Annotated in this window: 14 protein-coding genes; 6 read left to right on the top strand and 8 right to left on the bottom strand. The window is 73.2% G+C overall.

Translation table 11 applies throughout. The annotated features are described in order from the left end of the window. Positions 1 to 5 precede the first annotated feature (5 nt). Together ppk2 and BIU98_RS06115 are read left to right on the top strand one after the other, a co-directional pair. The gene (ppk2, locus tag BIU98_RS06120; RefSeq protein WP_071273294.1) at positions 6 to 914 is read left to right on the top strand and encodes a polyphosphate kinase 2; all 909 of its coding nucleotides are present in this window, start codon (positions 6 to 8) and stop codon (positions 912 to 914) included. Positions 915 to 1,050: 136 nt separating this feature from the next. Next, on the top strand, positions 1,051 to 3,000 hold the full coding sequence (locus BIU98_RS06115) for a potassium transporter Kup (protein WP_071273290.1): 1,950 nt from the start codon (positions 1,051 to 1,053) through the stop codon (positions 2,998 to 3,000). A 2-nt stretch (positions 3,001 to 3,002) separates the two neighbouring features. Here BIU98_RS06115 and BIU98_RS06110 read toward each other — a convergent pair whose 3' ends face one another. Continuing rightward, positions 3,003 to 3,887: a LysR family transcriptional regulator gene (locus BIU98_RS06110; RefSeq protein WP_071273287.1), complete on the bottom strand. Its 885-nt coding sequence runs from the start codon at positions 3,885 to 3,887 to the stop codon at positions 3,003 to 3,005. Between the two features lie 94 nt (positions 3,888 to 3,981). Here BIU98_RS06110 and BIU98_RS06105 point away from each other — a divergent pair, with 94 nt between their 5' ends. Beyond that, entirely contained in the window at positions 3,982 to 4,707 is a 726-nt protein-coding gene (locus BIU98_RS06105) for an SDR family oxidoreductase (protein ID WP_071273286.1), read from the top strand. Between the two features lie 28 nt (positions 4,708 to 4,735). On the opposite strand, the gene BIU98_RS06100 is transcribed toward BIU98_RS06105, so the two are convergent. Together BIU98_RS06100 and BIU98_RS06095 are read right to left on the bottom strand one after the other, a co-directional pair. Next, positions 4,736 to 5,344: a hypothetical protein gene (locus BIU98_RS06100; RefSeq protein ID WP_071273283.1), complete on the bottom strand. Its 609-nt coding sequence runs from the start codon at positions 5,342 to 5,344 to the stop codon at positions 4,736 to 4,738. A 2-nt stretch (positions 5,345 to 5,346) separates the two neighbouring features. Beyond that, positions 5,347 to 6,726: a serine hydrolase gene (locus tag BIU98_RS06095; protein WP_071273280.1), complete on the bottom strand. Its 1,380-nt coding sequence runs from the start codon at positions 6,724 to 6,726 to the stop codon at positions 5,347 to 5,349. Positions 6,727 to 6,826: 100 nt separating this feature from the next. Here BIU98_RS06095 and BIU98_RS06090 point away from each other — a divergent pair, with 100 nt between their 5' ends. From BIU98_RS06090 to nadE, 3 genes are all read left to right on the top strand, one after another. Next, positions 6,827 to 7,963, top strand: coding sequence for an AI-2E family transporter (locus tag BIU98_RS06090; RefSeq protein WP_071273277.1), 1,137 nt, complete (start codon positions 6,827 to 6,829; stop codon positions 7,961 to 7,963). Positions 7,964 to 8,394: 431 nt separating this feature from the next. After that, positions 8,395 to 8,583, top strand: coding sequence for a hypothetical protein (locus tag BIU98_RS06085; protein ID WP_071273274.1), 189 nt, complete (start codon positions 8,395 to 8,397; stop codon positions 8,581 to 8,583). 32 nt (positions 8,584 to 8,615) lie between these two features. Then, the gene (nadE, locus tag BIU98_RS06080) at positions 8,616 to 9,437 is read left to right on the top strand and encodes an ammonia-dependent NAD(+) synthetase (protein ID WP_071273271.1); all 822 of its coding nucleotides are present in this window, start codon (positions 8,616 to 8,618) and stop codon (positions 9,435 to 9,437) included. 214 nt (positions 9,438 to 9,651) lie between these two features. Here nadE and BIU98_RS06075 read toward each other — a convergent pair whose 3' ends face one another. From BIU98_RS06075 to BIU98_RS06055, 5 genes are all read right to left on the bottom strand, one after another. After that, positions 9,652 to 11,016 (bottom strand): NtaA/DmoA family FMN-dependent monooxygenase, encoded by a 1,365-nt coding sequence (locus tag BIU98_RS06075; RefSeq protein WP_071273268.1) that lies wholly within the window; start codon positions 11,014 to 11,016, stop codon positions 9,652 to 9,654. A 144-nt stretch (positions 11,017 to 11,160) separates the two neighbouring features. Continuing rightward, entirely contained in the window at positions 11,161 to 11,682 is a 522-nt protein-coding gene (locus BIU98_RS06070) for a hypothetical protein (RefSeq protein ID WP_071273265.1), read from the bottom strand. Positions 11,683 to 11,736: 54 nt separating this feature from the next. After that, entirely contained in the window at positions 11,737 to 12,537 is an 801-nt protein-coding gene (locus tag BIU98_RS19955; RefSeq protein ID WP_071273262.1) for an ATP-binding cassette domain-containing protein, read from the bottom strand. A gap of 13 nt (positions 12,538 to 12,550) precedes the next feature. After that, positions 12,551 to 13,417: an ABC transporter ATP-binding protein gene (locus BIU98_RS06060; RefSeq protein WP_083393019.1), complete on the bottom strand. Its 867-nt coding sequence runs from the start codon at positions 13,415 to 13,417 to the stop codon at positions 12,551 to 12,553. After that, entirely contained in the window at positions 13,414 to 16,602 is a 3,189-nt protein-coding gene (locus BIU98_RS06055; protein WP_071273259.1) for an FtsX-like permease family protein, read from the bottom strand. Before BIU98_RS06055 ends, BIU98_RS06060 begins: the two co-directional genes overlap by 4 nt. Between the last annotated feature and the right edge of the window lie 66 nt (positions 16,603 to 16,668).

Here is a 16,668-nt window from a genome sequence, read left to right as displayed (position 1 = left end):
AGCCCATGCTGGACGCCACCCCGATCGGTGACCTGCGGGAGTACATCGAGGACCTGCGCACCCGCGGGTTCACGGTCGGGAACGCACACACCCCGGACCCGGAGCTCATCGACCCCGAGGGCAACCCGATCTACACCTGGCTCGAGGACTACCCCTACGACGAGCGGATGTCGCGGGACGAGTACGAGTACGAGAAGTACCGGCTGCAGGTCGAACTGCTGAAGTGCCAGTACTGGCTCGAGGACAACGACCGCAAGGCCATCATCCTGTTCGAGGGGCGCGACGCCGCCGGCAAGGGCGGCACGATCAAGCGGTTCACGGAGCACCTGAACCCGAGGACCTCGCGGGTGGTCGCGCTGTCGAAGCCGACCGAGCGCGAGCAGGGCCAGTGGTACTTCCAGCGCTACGTGGAGCACCTGCCGAGTGCCGGCGAGATCGTGATGTTCGACCGCTCCTGGTACAACCGGGCCGGCGTCGAGCGGGTCATGGGGTACTGCTCGGACGCGGAGTACGAGACCTTCATGACGCAGGCGCCGTCGTTCGAGCGGATGCTCGTCGACTCCGGCATCCACGTGACGAAGTTCTGGTTCTCCGTCACCCGCAAGGAGCAGCGCACCCGGTTCGCCATCCGCCAGCTCGACCCGGTCCGCCGCTGGAAGCTCTCCCCGAACGACGTGGCGTCGCTCATGGTCTGGGACGACTACACGGCGGCGAAGGAGGAGATGTTCCGCCGCACCGACAAGCGGTACGCACCGTGGACGATCGTCCGGTCGAACGACAAGAAGCGCGCCCGCGTCAACGCGATGCGGTACTTCCTGACGCAGTTCGACTACGACGACAAGGACCCGGAGGTCGTGCTGCCGCCGGACCCCCTGCTGGTGATGCGCGGCAAGTCGCTGCAGCTCGAGGAGTAGCCCCCGCGGGAAGTCCGCCGGAGGGCGATGCTGCATGCGGACTGCGGGTTCCGTCGGTGCTGCGATCAGAGTCCTCCGGTGGTGGCAGGATGAGCGACGGCCGCTTCCCTGGCGACCGGATCTGGAGTGATCGAGCGTGACCGAGACACACTCCGCGGCACCTGTCAGCGAGGGCACCGCGACCCATGAGCACGGGGGCCCGAGCGGCGGCGCCGCGCTCGCGCTGGCGGCGCTCGGCGTCGTCTTCGGCGACATCGGCACCAGCCCGCTGTACGCGCTCCGGACCGTCTTCACGATCGACGGCGGCATCGTCAAGCCGATCCCCGAGGACGTCTACGGGGTGATCTCGATGATGTTCTGGAGCATCACCATCATTGTCTCGATCAAGTACGTGCTCGTGCTCATGCGCGCCGACAACAACGGCGAGGGCGGGGTGATGGCGCTCGCCGCACTGGCCAGGCGCCTCTACGCCCAGCGCCGTGGCGGTGCGACGATCTTCCTGGTGATCGGCATCATCGGCGTCTCGCTGTTCTACGGCGACTCGGTGATCACCCCGGCGGTCTCGGTGCTCTCCGCGGTCGAGGGCCTCGGCACCGCGGCCCCGGCGGTCGGGCACCTCATCGTGCCGATCGCCGCCGTGATCCTGGTCATCCTGTTCTTCGTCCAGCGGTTCGGCACGGGCAAGGTCGGCACGCTGTTCGGCCCGGTGATGATGCTCTGGTTCATCGTCATCGCCCTGGCCGGCGTCCCGCGGATCATCGAGCACCCGGGCGTCCTGCAGGGCCTGTCCCCGACGTGGGCGATCGCGTTCGTGTTCGCGCACCCGCTCATCAGCTTCGTGGCGATGGGCGCCGTGGTGCTCGTCATCACCGGTGCCGAGGCGCTCTACGCCGACATGGGCCACTTCGGCCGCGTGCCGATCCGCCGCGCCTGGTTCTTCGTGGTGTTCCCCGCGCTCGTGCTGAACTACCTCGGCCAGGCGGCACTCGTGCTCGAGCAGCCGTCGGCCACGAAGGACCCGTTCTTCCTGCTCTTCCCGAACTGGGCGCAGCTGCCCGTCGTGGTGCTCGCCACCGCGGCGACGGTCATCGCGAGCCAGGCCGTCATCTCCGGTGCCTTCTCCCTGACCCGCCAGGCCGTCCAGCTCGGGCTCCTGCCCCCGCTGACGATCCGCCAGACCTCCAAGCGCGAGGGCGGCCAGATCTACCTGCCCGCCGTCAACCTGCTGCTGTTCATCGGCGTGATGGCGATCATGCTCGCGTTCCGGTCCTCGGCGAGCCTGGCGACGGCCTACGGGGTCTCGGTGACGGGCGCCCTGGTGACCGACACCCTGCTCCTGCTGCTCGTCGTGAAGCCGCTCTGGAACTGGTCGACGTGGAAGCTCGTCGTCGTCGCGGTGGTCTTCGGCGGGCTCGAGCTGACGTTCCTCGCCGGCAACCTGTCGAAGGTGCTGCACGGCGGGTGGGTGCCGCTGCTCATCGCGCTCGCGGTCGTCACGGTGATGACCACGTGGCGTCGCGGCCGGCAGCTCGTGCAGGACGAACGCCGGGCGCGCGAGGGCTCGCTCGCCGAGTTCATCGAGAAGGTCAACGCCAAGGGCGTCCCGCGCGTCCGCGGTGTGGCCGTGTTCCCGCACCCGAACAAGGAGACGACCCCGCTGGCGCTCCGGGCGAACATGGAGCACAACCACGTGATGCACCGCCGGGTCATCATCGTGTCCGTCATCACCGCGAACGTGCCGCACGTGCCGCACGCGAAGGCCTTCACCCGCGACGACCTGGGGTACGCCGACGACGGCATCGACCACGTCACCGTCAAGTTCGGGTTCTCCGACGACCAGGACCTGCCGCACGCCCTACACGCCGCGTGCCTGTCGGAGGTGCTCGACCTGGACCCCGACGAGATGGCCGACGCGTCGTACTTCGTCTCACGCGGTGCACTCCGGCCGATGCGCGGCAACGGCGGGATGGTGAACTGGCGGAAGAAGCTGTTCGTCGGGCTCGCGCACAACGCCGCGGACCCGGCGTCCCGCTTCGGGCTGCCGCCGCAGCGGACGGTCACGATGGGCAGCGACGTCGAGATCTGACGTCAGGCCGTCGGCACCGCGTCGCTGCTGACCAGCGCCGCCGCGAGCACGGCGTTCCGCACCACCCGGGCGACGTCCGGCGAGGTGGACCCCGCCGGCCACGCGACGACGGTCGTGGCGAGCTGGGCGTCCCGCACGGGCACGGCGACGTGCTCCGGCCACTGCAGGGTCCGGCTCGACCGCGGGATGACGATGACCGTGCGGCTGAGGGCGACGAGCTGGGCGAGCTGGGCCTGCGACCGGACCTCGGGCCCGGGGCCGTCGGGGTAGGACCCGTCCGGCCGTGGCCACCTGGCGGCGGGCAGGTCCGGCAGGTCGCGGAGGTCGTCCTGCACGAGCGACTCCCGCGTCGCCAGCGGGTGGGTGCGCGGCAGGATCGCCACCTGCTCCTCGGTGCGCAGGTCCTCGGTGTCGAAGCCGGTCAGGTCGTCGTACGTGCGGTGCATGAGCGCCACGTCGGCCCGGCCGTCGCGGAGGAACGCGGCCTGCTCGTGCACCTCGCCGAACAGCACCTCGACCGGCAGGCCGTCCGGGTCCGCCCCGTGCACGTCGAGCAGTGCCTGCAGCAGCTCGTGGTCGGCGCCGGCCTTCACCGCGAGCACCAGGTGCCGTGTGGGCAAGCCGGCCCGTCGGGTGCGTCGGCCCGCAGCCGCCACGGCCGCGAGCGCCGACCGCGCCTCGCCGACCAGCACGGTGCCGGCGGTGGTCAGGCGGACGCCCCGCGGGTCCCGGACGAACAGGTCCACGCCGATGCGCTGCTCCAGCTGCCGGACCGCCCGGGAGAGCGGTGGCTGGGACATCCCGAGCCGGGCGGCGGCGCGGCCGAAGTGCAGCTCCTCGGCCACCGTCAGGAAGTACCGCAGTTCACGCGTCTCGAGATCGTCCACGTGCGGAGCCTACGTCCTGCCGATACCCCACGGGTATCGCTCGCCACCCGATCGGTCTTGGACGCACCGGGGTGCGCGGACCGAGGATCGGACCATGACGACGACACAGAAGACCGCCCTGGTCACCGGGGCGAACAAGGGCATCGGGTCCGCGATCGCCGAAGCGCTCGGGAGGCTCGGCCACCGTGTCCTCCTCGGCGCACGTGACGAGGTGGCCGGCACCGACGCCGCGGCCCGGTTGGTCGCGCAGGGGATCGACGCGAGCGCCCTGCGGCTCGACGTGACGAGCGACGCGAGCGTCGCCGCTGCGGCCGCGGAGCTGGAGGAACGGGTCGGGACGCTCGACGTGCTCGTGAACAACGCCGGCATCTCGGGGGCGTTCGACCCGGTCACGTGGGGCCAGGACCCGACGACGATCGACCTCGACGTGCTCCGGGGCGTGGTCGACACGAACGTGTACGGCGTCATCCGGGTCACGAACGCGATGCTGCCCCTGCTCCGCCGGTCCGACGCCCCGCGGATCGTGAACACCTCGAGCAGCATGGGGTCCCTCGGCCGGCAGCCGGGTCCGGTGATGGCGGTCTACTCGTCCTCGAAGACGTTCCTCAACGGCATCACGGTGCAGTACGCCCGGGCCTTCGCCGACACCCCGGTGATCGTGAACGCGGCCTGCCCCGGCCTCGTCGCGACGGACTTCAACGGCTTCGCGGGGGACCGGACACCGGAGCAGGGCGCCGCCACGGCCGTCCGCCTCGCGACCCTGCCCGACGACGGGCCCCGCGGCGGCTTCTTCGAGGACGACGGCGTCGTCCCCTGGTGACCCGCAGGCCGTCAGGCCGTCGACGCCGTCAGTCCGCCTGGACCCCTGACGGCAGCCCGCTCGCCCGCCGTTCGAGGTCGGCCAACGCCCGCACGGTCGCCGGGTCGCCCCGCCGCCACCGCTCGACGACGTCGGCGCCGAGCCGGGTGACCTCCGGTCGGGTCGTCAGCGCGCGGACGGCGAGGAGCTCGGTGCCGGCCGGCTGACGGCCCAGGCGGGCGGTGGCGGTGGCGCTGCGGACGAACCCGCCGCGGAAGTGCAGCCAGACGAGCAGCAATGCCACGACGAGGACGACGGCGACCCCGGCACCCACCAGGTGCGCGAGCCGCACGGTGGCGTCGTGCTGCTCCGTCCCCGCGGCCGCCACCGCTCCGGCTCGTTCGGACGCCTCGCGGAGCGGCTGGCTCACGGCGTCACCGGCGAACGGCACCTTGCCGAGCGCGGACGCGGCCTTGCCGAGCTGCTCCTGGAACGCCGAGCCGTCCCGGTTCACCCGGGTGCCGATCGCCGCGATGCCGCTGATCGCCCCGGACACGGTCGTCCCGATGACGACCGCCAGGACACAGCCGAGCAGGACGACCACGTCGAGGACCACCTGCCGCACGCGCTGCACGGGGCGGGCGCTGTAGAACACCACGGTCAGTCCGTGGGGCGGTGCAGCGTGCGGAGGCGGTCGTGCAGCGGTTCGGTCTGCCACCGGGCCTCGAAGGTCTCCGACGCGGGGTCGCACCGCACCCAGAGCAGGTGCGGGGTGTCGACGAACCGCACGGCGACCAGCACCCGGCCGTCCTCGTCGACCGCGGCGCTCGCCGCCGTCGACCCGGCGACCGCCCACGCGCCGGCGCCGAGCGGCGCAGCGACGGGGGAGCCGTCCTGGGTCAGGGTCGCCGTCCAGGTGCCGCCGTCCTGCTCGAGCACCACGCTGTCCAGGCCGGGGACCGCGGAGCTGGCGGCGCGGGAGAACGCACCACGAGCCTCCAGCCCGTCGACCGTGTCCAGCGCGCCACCGGCTACCGGTGGCAGGGCCAGACCGGGCAGGGCGGCGTCCGTCGTGTCCGGACCGGGACGGTCGATCGCCGGCAGCAGGTGTTCCCACACGGCGTCGAGCACGGCCTGCATGTCGAGGCTCTGGCCGGTGATCGCGAGGACGACGTCGTGCTCCGGCAGGACGACGCAGAACTGTCCGTAGGCGCCGTCGCCGCGGAAGCCGTGCCGGGCCATCCAGAACTGGTAGCCGTAGCCCTGCGACCAGTCCGGGTTCTCCTCGTCCGGGTTCGCGACCTGCATGCGGGTGGCGGACTCGACCCAGTCCTCGTCGAGGATCCGGACGCCGTCCCACACCCCGCGCTGCAGGTACAGCTGGCCGAGCTTCGCGACGCTCTCGGTCGTGGTGTAGCAGCCGCTGAAGCCGAGTTCGCCGACCGAGTCACGCTTCCAGGACAGCTGGTCGATGCCGAGCGGGTCGAGCAGTCGCGGCCGGAGGTACTCCACGAGGGTGCCGCCGCTGACCCGTCGGACGATCTCCGCGAGCGTGTACGTGCACGGCTGGTTGTAGGCGAAGACCGAGCCGGGCTCCTCGTCCGGGGGCAGCAGCAGGAAGCCGCGGACCGTGTTCTCCGGGTCGATCGCCAGCGCCCGGTCGAGGGTCTCCTCGCGGTGACCACTCGCCATCGCCAGCAGGTTCCTGAGCGTCATCCGGCGGGTGCGCTGGTCGAGCACCTCGTGGTCGAGTTCGGGGAAGTGGCTGATCACAGCGCTGTCGAGGTCGAGCAGCCCCTCGTGCGCGGCGATCCCGACGGCCGCCGCCGTGAAGCTCTTGCTGAGGGAGTAGAGCAGGTGCGGGCGGTCGGCGGAGTAGGGGTCCCACCAGCCCTCCGCGGCGACCTGGCCGTGCCGCAGCAGGACCAGCCCGTGGGGTTCGACGTCCGGCGTGGACTCCAGCGCGCGGACGAGGGCATCGACCCCCGAGGCGTCGGTGCCGAGGGCGGACGGGGAGCTGCGCGGGAACGTCGTCGTCACGGGGTTGAGCGTAGCCCGGGCAGGCCGGGCGGCGGCCTGCCATCATCGAGGGAGCGTTCGACAGCAGATCGCACCGCCGTCATCCACGACAAGGATCCGCATGCCGTTCTTCACCCCGTCCTCCGCGACGAGCGACACCCCGCCCACCGGCGCCAGGAAGGCGTGGTCGGACTCGTTCGGTGGCCTCGCGACGCGGTGCCTGCAGGTCATCATCGTGCTGGTCATCGTGATCGGCATCGTCTTCGCGGCGTCGACCATCAGCGTCGTGACGATCCCGGTGCTCATCGCGCTCATCATCGCCTCGGCCATGCACCCCGTCGTGTCCTGGCTCCGCCGGCACCGCGTGCCCTCCGTCGTGGCGACGCTGATCGTGCTGCTCGGGGTGCTGGCCGTGCTCGGGCTGGTCGGGTGGCTCATCGTCGTCGCGGTCGAGAACCAGTGGAGCGACCTGCAGAAGTCCGCGGTCGACGGCTTCCAGCAGCTGCAGAAGGGGGTGACGTCGCTGCCGTTCTCGATCTCGGACAAGCAGATCGACGACGCGACCAAGACCGTCACCGACTTCGTCACGAGCGCCAAGTTCGGCTCGGGGGCGCTCGCCGGGGCCTCGGCCACCGCGAACTTCCTCACCGGGCTCGTGCTGATGATCGTGGTGCTGTTCTTCTTCCTCAAGGACGGCCCGAAGATCTGGGAGTTCCTGCTCCGTCCCTTCACGGGCACCCGGTACGCCCGTGCCCGTCGTGTCGGCGACCGCGTCGTCTCGACCCTCGGTGGCTACGTCCGCGGCACGGCGACCGTCGCCGCGGTGGACGCCATCGGCATCGGTGTCGGCATCGCCATCGTCGGGGTCCCGCTCGCGCTGCCCCTGGCCGTCGTCGTGTTCATCACGGCGTTCATCCCGATCGTCGGTGCCACCGCTGCCGGCATCCTCGCGGCCCTCGTCGCCCTGGTGACGCTCGGCCCGGTGCAGGCGCTCATCGTGGTCGGCATCGTGGTGCTCGTGAACCAGCTCGAGGGCAACCTGCTCCAGCCCGTGCTCATGGGCCGCACGCTCCAGCTGCACGGCCTCGTGATCCTGGTCGGCCTGACCGCCGGCACGGTGCTCGCGGGCATCACCGGCGCGGTCATGTCGGTCCCGCTCCTCGCCGCGGCATGGGGCGCCGTGCAGGTCTGGGACGGCCCGGACACCCCCGCCAAGCCGTGGCGCCAGAAGCGCTCGGAAGAGGTCGGCGCGCAGTAGCCGGTCGGGCAGGCAGTAGCCCGTCGGCTGGACGGCGGTGCCCCGAACGGGGGTATCGCCCTGCACCCCTCCTGCCCTTGTAGATTGCTCAGCAATCGACCGGTGTCCCCACAACGGTGGACCCCGATCGGCCGACACGGACTCACCACCCGTGTCCCGCAGCGCGGCGAGGATGCCGCGTGGACCCGGAAGGATCAGGGATGTCACGCCCACGGACCGATCGGACGCCCCTGGCGTCGGGTGTCTTCGGCGTGTCGAGTCGTTCCGCGCGGCGTGACGTCGCCGGTGATCCCTTCCGCGTCGGGTCCCCTGCCACCACGGGGGACGGATCAGCGGCGGACGGCCGCATGTCGGGCTCGGTGCGGTGGGGCGTTCGGGTCCCCACCGCACCGACTCCGCGCCGCCCACCGCGACGAACGACAGGAGCGAGCGTGCACGACCACGACACCCACCCCCTCGACCGGGCGGTCGGCCCCGAACACGTCGAGCGGTTCCGGCTGCTCAGGACCCCGGACGAGACGCTCAGCGTGGTCTGCCGGTGTGCGATCGGCGTCGACCACGACAACACGATCACGCCGGACGGCCCTGCCCCGCACCTGACGGGTCGCCGAGTCCCCTGACCGTCCCACGCGCTGCGGTGGATACTGGGGCGGTGCGTGAACTCCAAGCCGCCATCGCAGCGGACCTCAACGTCCAGCCCGACATCGACCCGGCCGCCGAGGTCGCTCGTCGCGTCGACTTCCTCCGCGACTACCTGCTGACCACGGGGGCGAAGGGCCTGGTGCTCGCCATCAGTGGCGGCCAGGACTCCAGCCTTGCCGGACGGCTGTCCCAGCTCGCGGTCGAGTCGCTCCGTGCCGAGGGGCACGACGTCTCCTTCACCACCGTGCGGATGCCCTACCGGGTGCAGGCCGACGAGGACGACGCCCAGCTCGCGCTGCAGTTCATCGCCGCGGAGCCGGGCATCACCGTGAACATCGAGCACGGGGTCGACGGCGTGGTGCAGGACACCGCGGACGCCGGCGTCGCGCTGAGCGACTTCGTCAAGGGCAACGTCAAGGCGCGGATGCGCATGGTCGCCCAGTACGCGGTGGCCGGGCAGCGCGGGCTCCTCGTCGTCGGGACGGACCACGCGGCCGAGGCCGTGACCGGCTTCTTCACGAAGTACGGCGACGGCGGCGTGGACCTCACCCCGCTGACCGGGCTCACGAAGAGCCAGGGGCGGCAGCTCCTCGAGCACCTCGGTGCTCCGGCCCGGCTCTACGAGAAGGCGCCCACCGCAGACCTGCTCGACGAGACCCCCGGCCAGACGGACGAGGCCAACCTCGGCCTGAGCTACGCCGAGATCGACGCCTATCTGCAGGGGCGCGAGGTGCCGGTCGAGGTCGCCGAGGCGATCGAGACCCGGTACCGCGCCACGGAGCACAAGCGCCAGGTCCCGGCGACCCCCTTCGACGCCTGGTGGCGCGCGTAGGGAGCGCGTTCCGCGCGAGTCGTTCCGCGCGCAGGTCGTTCCGCGCCTTGCGAGTCGTTCCGCGCGCAGGGGGTCGGATCGCGCGTAGCGGGTCGTTTCTTCCGACCTCCCACGCGCGATCCCACTTGCCATCGCGGGCGGTGTGGGTGGGAACGGCCGGACTGGAGGCTCCCCACCGGGCCGGTGGGGAGCCTCCAGTCCGTCCCGGGTGGACTCAGGCGGGGACGCCGGACCGGCGGTGTGCGGCGGCGGGGTGCGACGCCGGGAGCCGGGCGGGGCCTCCGGTCACGCGTTCGCGCAGCGTCTCGCCGGGCGTGTAGCGCTCGGGCAGGCGACCGCGCTCCTGCAGCAGCGGTGTGACGTACCGGCCGAAGTCGCGGACCGTGTCGAACGAGTGGTACTGGCGCAGGTTGATGCCGTCGATCCCGTCGTCGTCGAGCCAGCCCTCGATCTGCTCGGTGACCGCCTCGGGGACGCCCGCGGCCCAGAACGCGCCGTGCCAGGCCTCGTTCACCCGGTCGAGCAGCTCCCCGACGGTGGCGTCGAGTGCGACCCGGCCGACCAGGCGTTCGCCGCCGTCGACCCCCTCGGCCTCGAGGGCGTCGCGCACCGTGCGGCTGCGCGGGTGGGAGAGCGCGTCGAAGGGGACGCTGCCGTGGACGAGCGGGCCCTCCTCGCTCGCGAAGGCGCGGTACTGGGCCACCTTGTCGTCGACCTCGCGCTGGGTCGGCGCCGTGATCACGGCTGCCTGCGTGACGAACCGGACGTCGCCGCGGTCCCGGCCGGCTGCCTGGGCGGCGTCGCGGACGGCGTCGGCGGTCCGCTGGACGCCGTGGCCACCGGTGAAGACGACCTCGGCGTGCTGGCCGGCGCGGGCGATGCCGGCGGGGGAGCCGGTCGCGAGGAACAGCGCCGGGGTGCGCTGTGGCGACGGCTCGGAGAGGTGTGGGCCCGCGACGCGGAAGTGCTCGCCGACGTGGTCGATCGGGTGGACCTTGTCCGGGTCGGTGTAGATCCCCCGTTCGGCGTCGCGGAGGACGGCGTCGTCCTCCCACGAGCCCTCCCACAGCTGGTAGAGCACGTCGAGGTACTCGTCGGCGATCTCGTACCGGGTGTCGTGCGGGATCTCCGTCGCCAGGCCGAAGTTCCGCGCCGCGTTCGGCAGGTAGCTCGTGACGACGTTCCAGCCGACCCGGCCGTTCGTCAGGTGGTCGAGCGTGGACATGCGCCGGGCGAAGGCGAAGGGCGGCTCGTAGCTCGTCGAGAACGTGATGCCGAACCCGAGGTGCTCGGTCACGGCGGCCATGGCGGGCACGACGAGCATCGGGTCGTTGTTCGGGATCTGCAGGCCCTCGCGCAGGGCCGGTGCGGCGGAGCCGCCGTACACGTCGTAGGCGCCGAGCACATCGGCGATGAAGACGGCATCGAACTGTCCGGCCTCGGCCGATCGGGCGAGTTCGGTCCAGTAGCGGATGTCCGTGTACCGGTGTCGGTTGTTCCCGGGCAGGCGCCACAGGCCGTGGGTGATGTGCCCGACGCAGTTCATCTCGAAGACGTTGAGCAGGAGTCGCTTCGGCATGGTCCCGACGGTACGGGGAAGGGACGCGAGGCAGGCGTTCGTGACCTCGTGTTTCCCCGGGGTGACCCGGGTGGGCCGCCGGGCGGTGGCCCGGGTGGGTGGCCCCGGGTGCTCGGCCCCGGACGCTTGGCCCCGGGTGCTTGGCTAGCGCTCGTCCCGGCGCCGTCGGCGGTCGTCGGGCTCGTCGGCGCCGACCCGTCCGTCGTTGCCGTCCTGGGCGTCGCGACGGGTGTCCTCGCCGGAGCGCTGCCGCTGGTCGTCGGAGATGCGGCGCTGTTCCGGCTCGGCGTCGTGCTGCTCGACGCCGTCGGCCTGCTCGGCGGCTGCCGCGCGGTCACGGTCGGCGGACAGGCGCTCCTGCCAGATGATGCTGCGGGCCGCGCCCTCGAGGACGTCGTCGACCGGACGACCGGTCTGGGCGGCCAGGGCACCGCTCAACCCGGCGGTCAGGGTGCCACCGGCCGATGCGAGCCGTTCGACGACCTCCTCCTGCCGTTCGGTCAGGGGCTCGTCGATCATGTCCTCGATCGTCTCGCGGATGTTCTCCATGCTCGCGTCCAGAGCCGCCTCGTCACCGGACTGCAGCGCTGCTGCCTCCCCGACGACGACGAGTCCCAGCCGCGAAGCGTCCTCTTCCGGGCGGTGGCGTGCGTTCTCGTCAGTCATGCCAGGGACCGTACGCGCGGGACGACCGCGCTCCCTGGACAGATGGGGGACCTGCTACTCGGGATCGGCGTCGGCGCGGGCGTGGCGGCCCCGTCGACCGACCCGGAGGTGCAGCGAGTGCGGGGGCAGGTCGTCCTGGTCCGGCGCCGCCAGGAGCACGATCCGTCCGCGCTCGGCGACGGTGGCGACTGCTTCGTGCACGCGCTGCCGCGACGCCGGGTCGAGCTCGCTCGTCGGGTCGTCGAGGACGATGAGGGCCGCGTCCGTCACCAGGGCGCGGGCGAGGGCCACGCGCTGCTGCTGGCCTCCGGAGAGCTGCTCCGCGAGGTTGTGCCGCACGGCGTCCGGCACTCCGAGGGCGTCGAGCACGGCGCCGATCGCCGCCGGGTCCGGCGAGGTGCCCCGGCGCTGGGCGAGGAGCCCGAGCGCGATGTTCTCGGTGGCGGTGAGGGCGCCGATGAGGGCGTGGTCGCGGGGCATCACGGCGACGGAGCCGGGCGGCGGCGTGGGGGTCGTTGCTGCGTCATCGGGGGCGGCCGCGGTGTCGAGCGCCGCGTCCGTCGTCTCGAGCCGGACCGTGCCGGTCGTGCGCCACGGCACGGGCTCGGTGTCGCCGGTCAGCACGTGCACGACGGCGTCGAGCACCACGGTCGCGTCGTCCCCACCCGGCGCGGAGACCACCACGATCGCGCCCGGCTCCACGCGGAGGTCGGCGGCGAACAGGTCGCGGCCGTCGAGCTCCACGGTGAAGTGGTCGAAGCGGAGCGCGGGCTGGTGCCGGGCGCTCGGGTGCGCTGTGGCCTCGGCGCCGGCGCCGGCCTCGGCCTCGGCGCCGGTCGTCGTGCTCTCGGTCACGCTGTCTCCTCGGTCACGGGGTCTCCTCGGTCCGTCGGACGACCAGGCCGCCGCTGCCGTCGGGCTCGACCGTGACGAGGGCTCCAGCAGGCCACCCGGCACGGAGGTGCTCGGGGATCGGTACCGACCCGTCGGCGGTGACGACCGCACGGCGACCGGAGCCGGAGTCCTCCTCGCCCACGCGTCCGTCGCGCAGGTGGACCATCCGCTGCATGCGCCGCGCGACCCGTTCGTCGTGCGTGACGAGGAGCACGGCGATGCCCTCGCGCTCGGTCTCCGTCACGAGCAGGTCGAGCAGCGCCTCGCGGGCGTGGTCGTCGATGCGGCTCGTCGGTTCGTCGGCCAGGAGCAGCCGCGGCCGGGTCGCCAGTGCCACGGCGAGCGCAGCGGTCTGTCGCTGGGACGGCGAGAGCCGGGCGACCGGACGGCCGTCGTCCTCGACCCCGCCGGCGGCGAGGACCCGCTCGCCCAGGGAGGCGTCGCGGTCGGCTGTCCCGCGGACCGTCCAGGCGACGTTGGCGTGCGCGGACTCGTGCCCGATGAGGTTCACGTCCGCGCCCTGCAGCATCAGCCCGAGCACGTCCCGCCGGAGCCGCTCGAGGTCGGCCGGGCCGGCGGCGCCGAGGTCCTGGTCCCAGACGCTGGCGATCCCCGCGCTCGGACGCATCAGGCCGGCGGCGATCGACAGCAGCGTCGACTTCCCGGAGCCGGACGGGCCGAGCAGGGCGACGCGCTGCCCGGGCGGCACGGTGAGGTCGATGCCGCGGAGGGCCGCGACGTCGGTCTCGGCCTCGCGGTAGACGTGCACGAGCCCCGCGGCACGGAAGGCGGCAGCGGGCCGGGCAGGCGGCTCGGACGTGGTCGGTCGGCGGCGGCTCATCGGACACCTCCGACACGGGAAGGTCCCTGCGCGCCGGCACCCGCACCCGCACCCGCACCCGCACCCGGCCCTGCCCCCGGCCGCGTCGGCCGCGTGGCGAACGCCGCCGTCGCCGCCGACACCGCCGCGACGGCAGCCAGTGCCGCGAGCGTGATCCCGACGACCGTCCACACGTCCACCGGGTTGCCCATCGGGGGCAGTGCACCGAGCCGCAAGGGGAGCCGTTCCGCGGTCAGGAGCGTCGCCGCCGTGCTCGCGACCGCCCCGGCGACCACGGCGAGGGCGGCGGGCAGGAAGGTCTCGAGGAACAGGGCCCGGCGGACGGCGCTGCGTCGGAAGCCCGCGGTCCGCAGGGTCGCCGCGTCCTCACGACGGGCGGCGGCACCGACCACCCCGACCCCCGCGACCACGAGCAGCGTCAGTGCCAGGGCTGCGAGCGCGATCGGGACGCCGATGAGCGCTCCGCGTGGCGGGGCCGCCCGTTCCGCCCGGTGCTCGGCGTCGGCGAGCGTGTGCCGCGCCTCGACGGAGATCCCGCGGCGTGCCAGTGCGGCGACGACCCCGGCGTGGTTCCCCGGTGCGAGCCAGACCTCGTGGCGGATGTCGGGCGAGGTGGTGTCCGAGACGCGTCCGGCCACCTCGAGGTCGACCAGTGCGCCGTCGCCGAGCACCCGCGGGAGCGTCGGTGCCCGTCCGACGACGCCGAGGACACGGGAGTCGCCGGACGGGGCGATGCCGAGCACCCCGTTCTCCACCCCGGCGAACGCGTCCGTCACCGTCCCGCGGCCGATGACCGCCGGCAGCGGTTCCGGGGCGTCGCGCGGCGCGATGCTGGGAGTCCCCGTCCCGGTCGGGTCGACCCACGAGATGCGCAGCCCGTCGCGGGTCTGCCCGAGCACCGAGGTCGGCCGGCCGTCGGTCAGGGAGCTGTCGCCGATCCGGTCGCGCCACCGCTCGGACGAGAGCCAGCGGTCGTCCACGGGCCGGAGCGCGTCCCCGGTCCCGACGGCGATGCCCGTGACGGTGACGCCGAGGCCGTACGGCGCGCTGTCGACCGAGTGGTTCTCCAGCCCCAGGGACACCAGGCGGCACCCGTCCTCGCACGCCACGGCATCGCCCGTGCTGGTCAGGGTGCCGTCGCGCGGTGCGCCGAGGTCGACGCGTCGCCAGGCGTCCCCGGACTGCACCACCGCGACCACGTCGACGTCGTCCGGGTCGGCGGTGTCGTAGGTCTTGGCGGCCTCCCCGTCCGGGGCGCCCACGTCCGCGAGCGTGACGGCGAGCCGGTCGCCGCTGAACCGCAGGGCCGGACCGCCGGTGGGGCGCAGGGCCCGAGCGGCACGGTCGAAGCGTTCGCCGCCCCACGACGACCGCCACGCGCTGACGGCCGCCAACCGGGTGGAGTCGACGGCGACGAGTCGGCCGACCCCGGCGCCGGTCGTGGCGGTCTCCACGGCCATCGCGACGTGTCCGGAGGGGTCGGCCCGCCGGACGGTGTCCACGAAGGGGACGCCCTCGCGCACGCTGACGTCGAGCACCGTCGCCGCTCCGAGCTCCGCGGCCGCCCGGTCGTCGGCGAGCCGCACCGCGAGCACCGCGGACTGGCTCGACGACACCGCCAGGGCGACGCCCATCACGACCATGACCGCCGTCGTCAGGACGGAGGGCGTCCGGCTGATCCGCCGCAGCGCCAGGAGCTCGACCAGGGAGCGTGCGGGGCGAGCGGCCCGACGGCGGACGACCGCGACGCTGATGCGCAACCCGACGACAGCGACGAGGACGGCGACGAGCGTCGGTGCGAGCAGGGCGATCCCGAGGCCGTCGATGCGGCGCTGGGTGACGACCGCCGCCAGCCCGACGACCGCGGCGATGACGGCGACGGCCTGCACCACGGCGCCCGTCCGCGACAGCGCCCGCGGTTCGGTCGCCCGCCGGAGCAGGTCGACGAGCGGGACCCTGGCGGCACGGGTGCTCGCGACGAGGAGCGCGACGACCGACCCGAGCACGGAGGCCGCGAGGGCGAGCACGACCGGCAGCCGGGTCGGCTCGAGCCCGGGGGCGTCGGCGCCGAGCACGACCCGGCTCAGGACACCGGCGAGCACCACGCCGAGGACGGCGCCGACCGCGCTTCCGACGAGCGTGGCGACCACGGGTTCGAGCAGCACGGTGGTGGACCGTCGGCGGGCCGAGAGCCCTCGGAGCCGGGCGAGGCCCCACTCCCCGGCGCGGGCACGTCCGACCCGGGCCGCGAGCACCCCCTGCGCGAACCACGCCACGATCATGGCCTGCAGCGCCGACACCGCGACGATCACGGTCGCTGCGTCGTTGCCGTCGGCCACCCGGTCGACCAGGGCGTCGATCTGCTGCGTGACCGAGACCGCCGACTGGGCGGCACCGACGGTGAGCGTGCCGTCTCGCGCCGCCTGCACGTCGTCGATCACCGCCGGCAGGTCGTCGAGTCGGGTGCCGGGCTCAAGCGTTCGGACGGACCACATCGTCCCCCCGACGCCGAGCTCCGCGAACCCCGCGAGCGAGGTCACCAGCGCCGGGTCACCGCCACCGCCGCTGCCGAACAGCTGGCCGGGGCTGGCGACGACGTGTCCAGGGCCCGACGCGGCGTCGTAGGTGCCGACGACCCGCACCCGGAAGCGCTGCTCCGGGATGTCGAACAGCGTCAGCGGCAGCACCGTGCCGACGGGCAGGTCCGCACCGGCCGCCGCGAGCACCTCGGTCTTGTTCGCGGGGCAGCGGCCAGCCGTCAGTCCGAGGCGACGGCAGGAGCCCTCGATGCCCGCGAACGGCGTCAGGCGTCGACCGTCCACACCGGTCGGCGTGTCCGCCGAGGCCGGCGGCAGGAACGACACCGGCGCTGCCGACTCCGCCGACACGACGTCCTCCTGCCAGAGCCGCAGGTGCTCGGCTGCCCCGGTGGTGGCCACGACCGCCTCCTCGGCGTCGGTCAGGCTGCCGACCTCGATCTCGGCGGACGCGGCGATGGACGTCGCCCGGACGCCGCCACGGTCGAGGGCGTCGTCGAGGGTGGCCTGCTCGACGGCCCGCAGCATGAGCGGCGCGAGGACCGAGACGATCGTGGTGATGACGGCGAGCACCGTCAGGACGACGCTCGCGGCAGGGCGTCGACGCACGCTGCGCACCCAGAACGGCGTCCCGCGGCTGCCCGACATGCTCCCCCTCTGGATGCCGGCTCCGTCGCCGACGATCGCGATTCTGGCACACCGGACGGGAGGCTC

Origin of the sequence: Curtobacterium sp. MMLR14_010 (assembly GCF_001865015.1) — a bacterium.
In the GTDB taxonomy this organism is placed as follows: domain Bacteria; phylum Actinomycetota; class Actinomycetes; order Actinomycetales; family Microbacteriaceae; genus Curtobacterium.
This window is presented reverse-complemented; position numbering and strand designations above follow the sequence as displayed.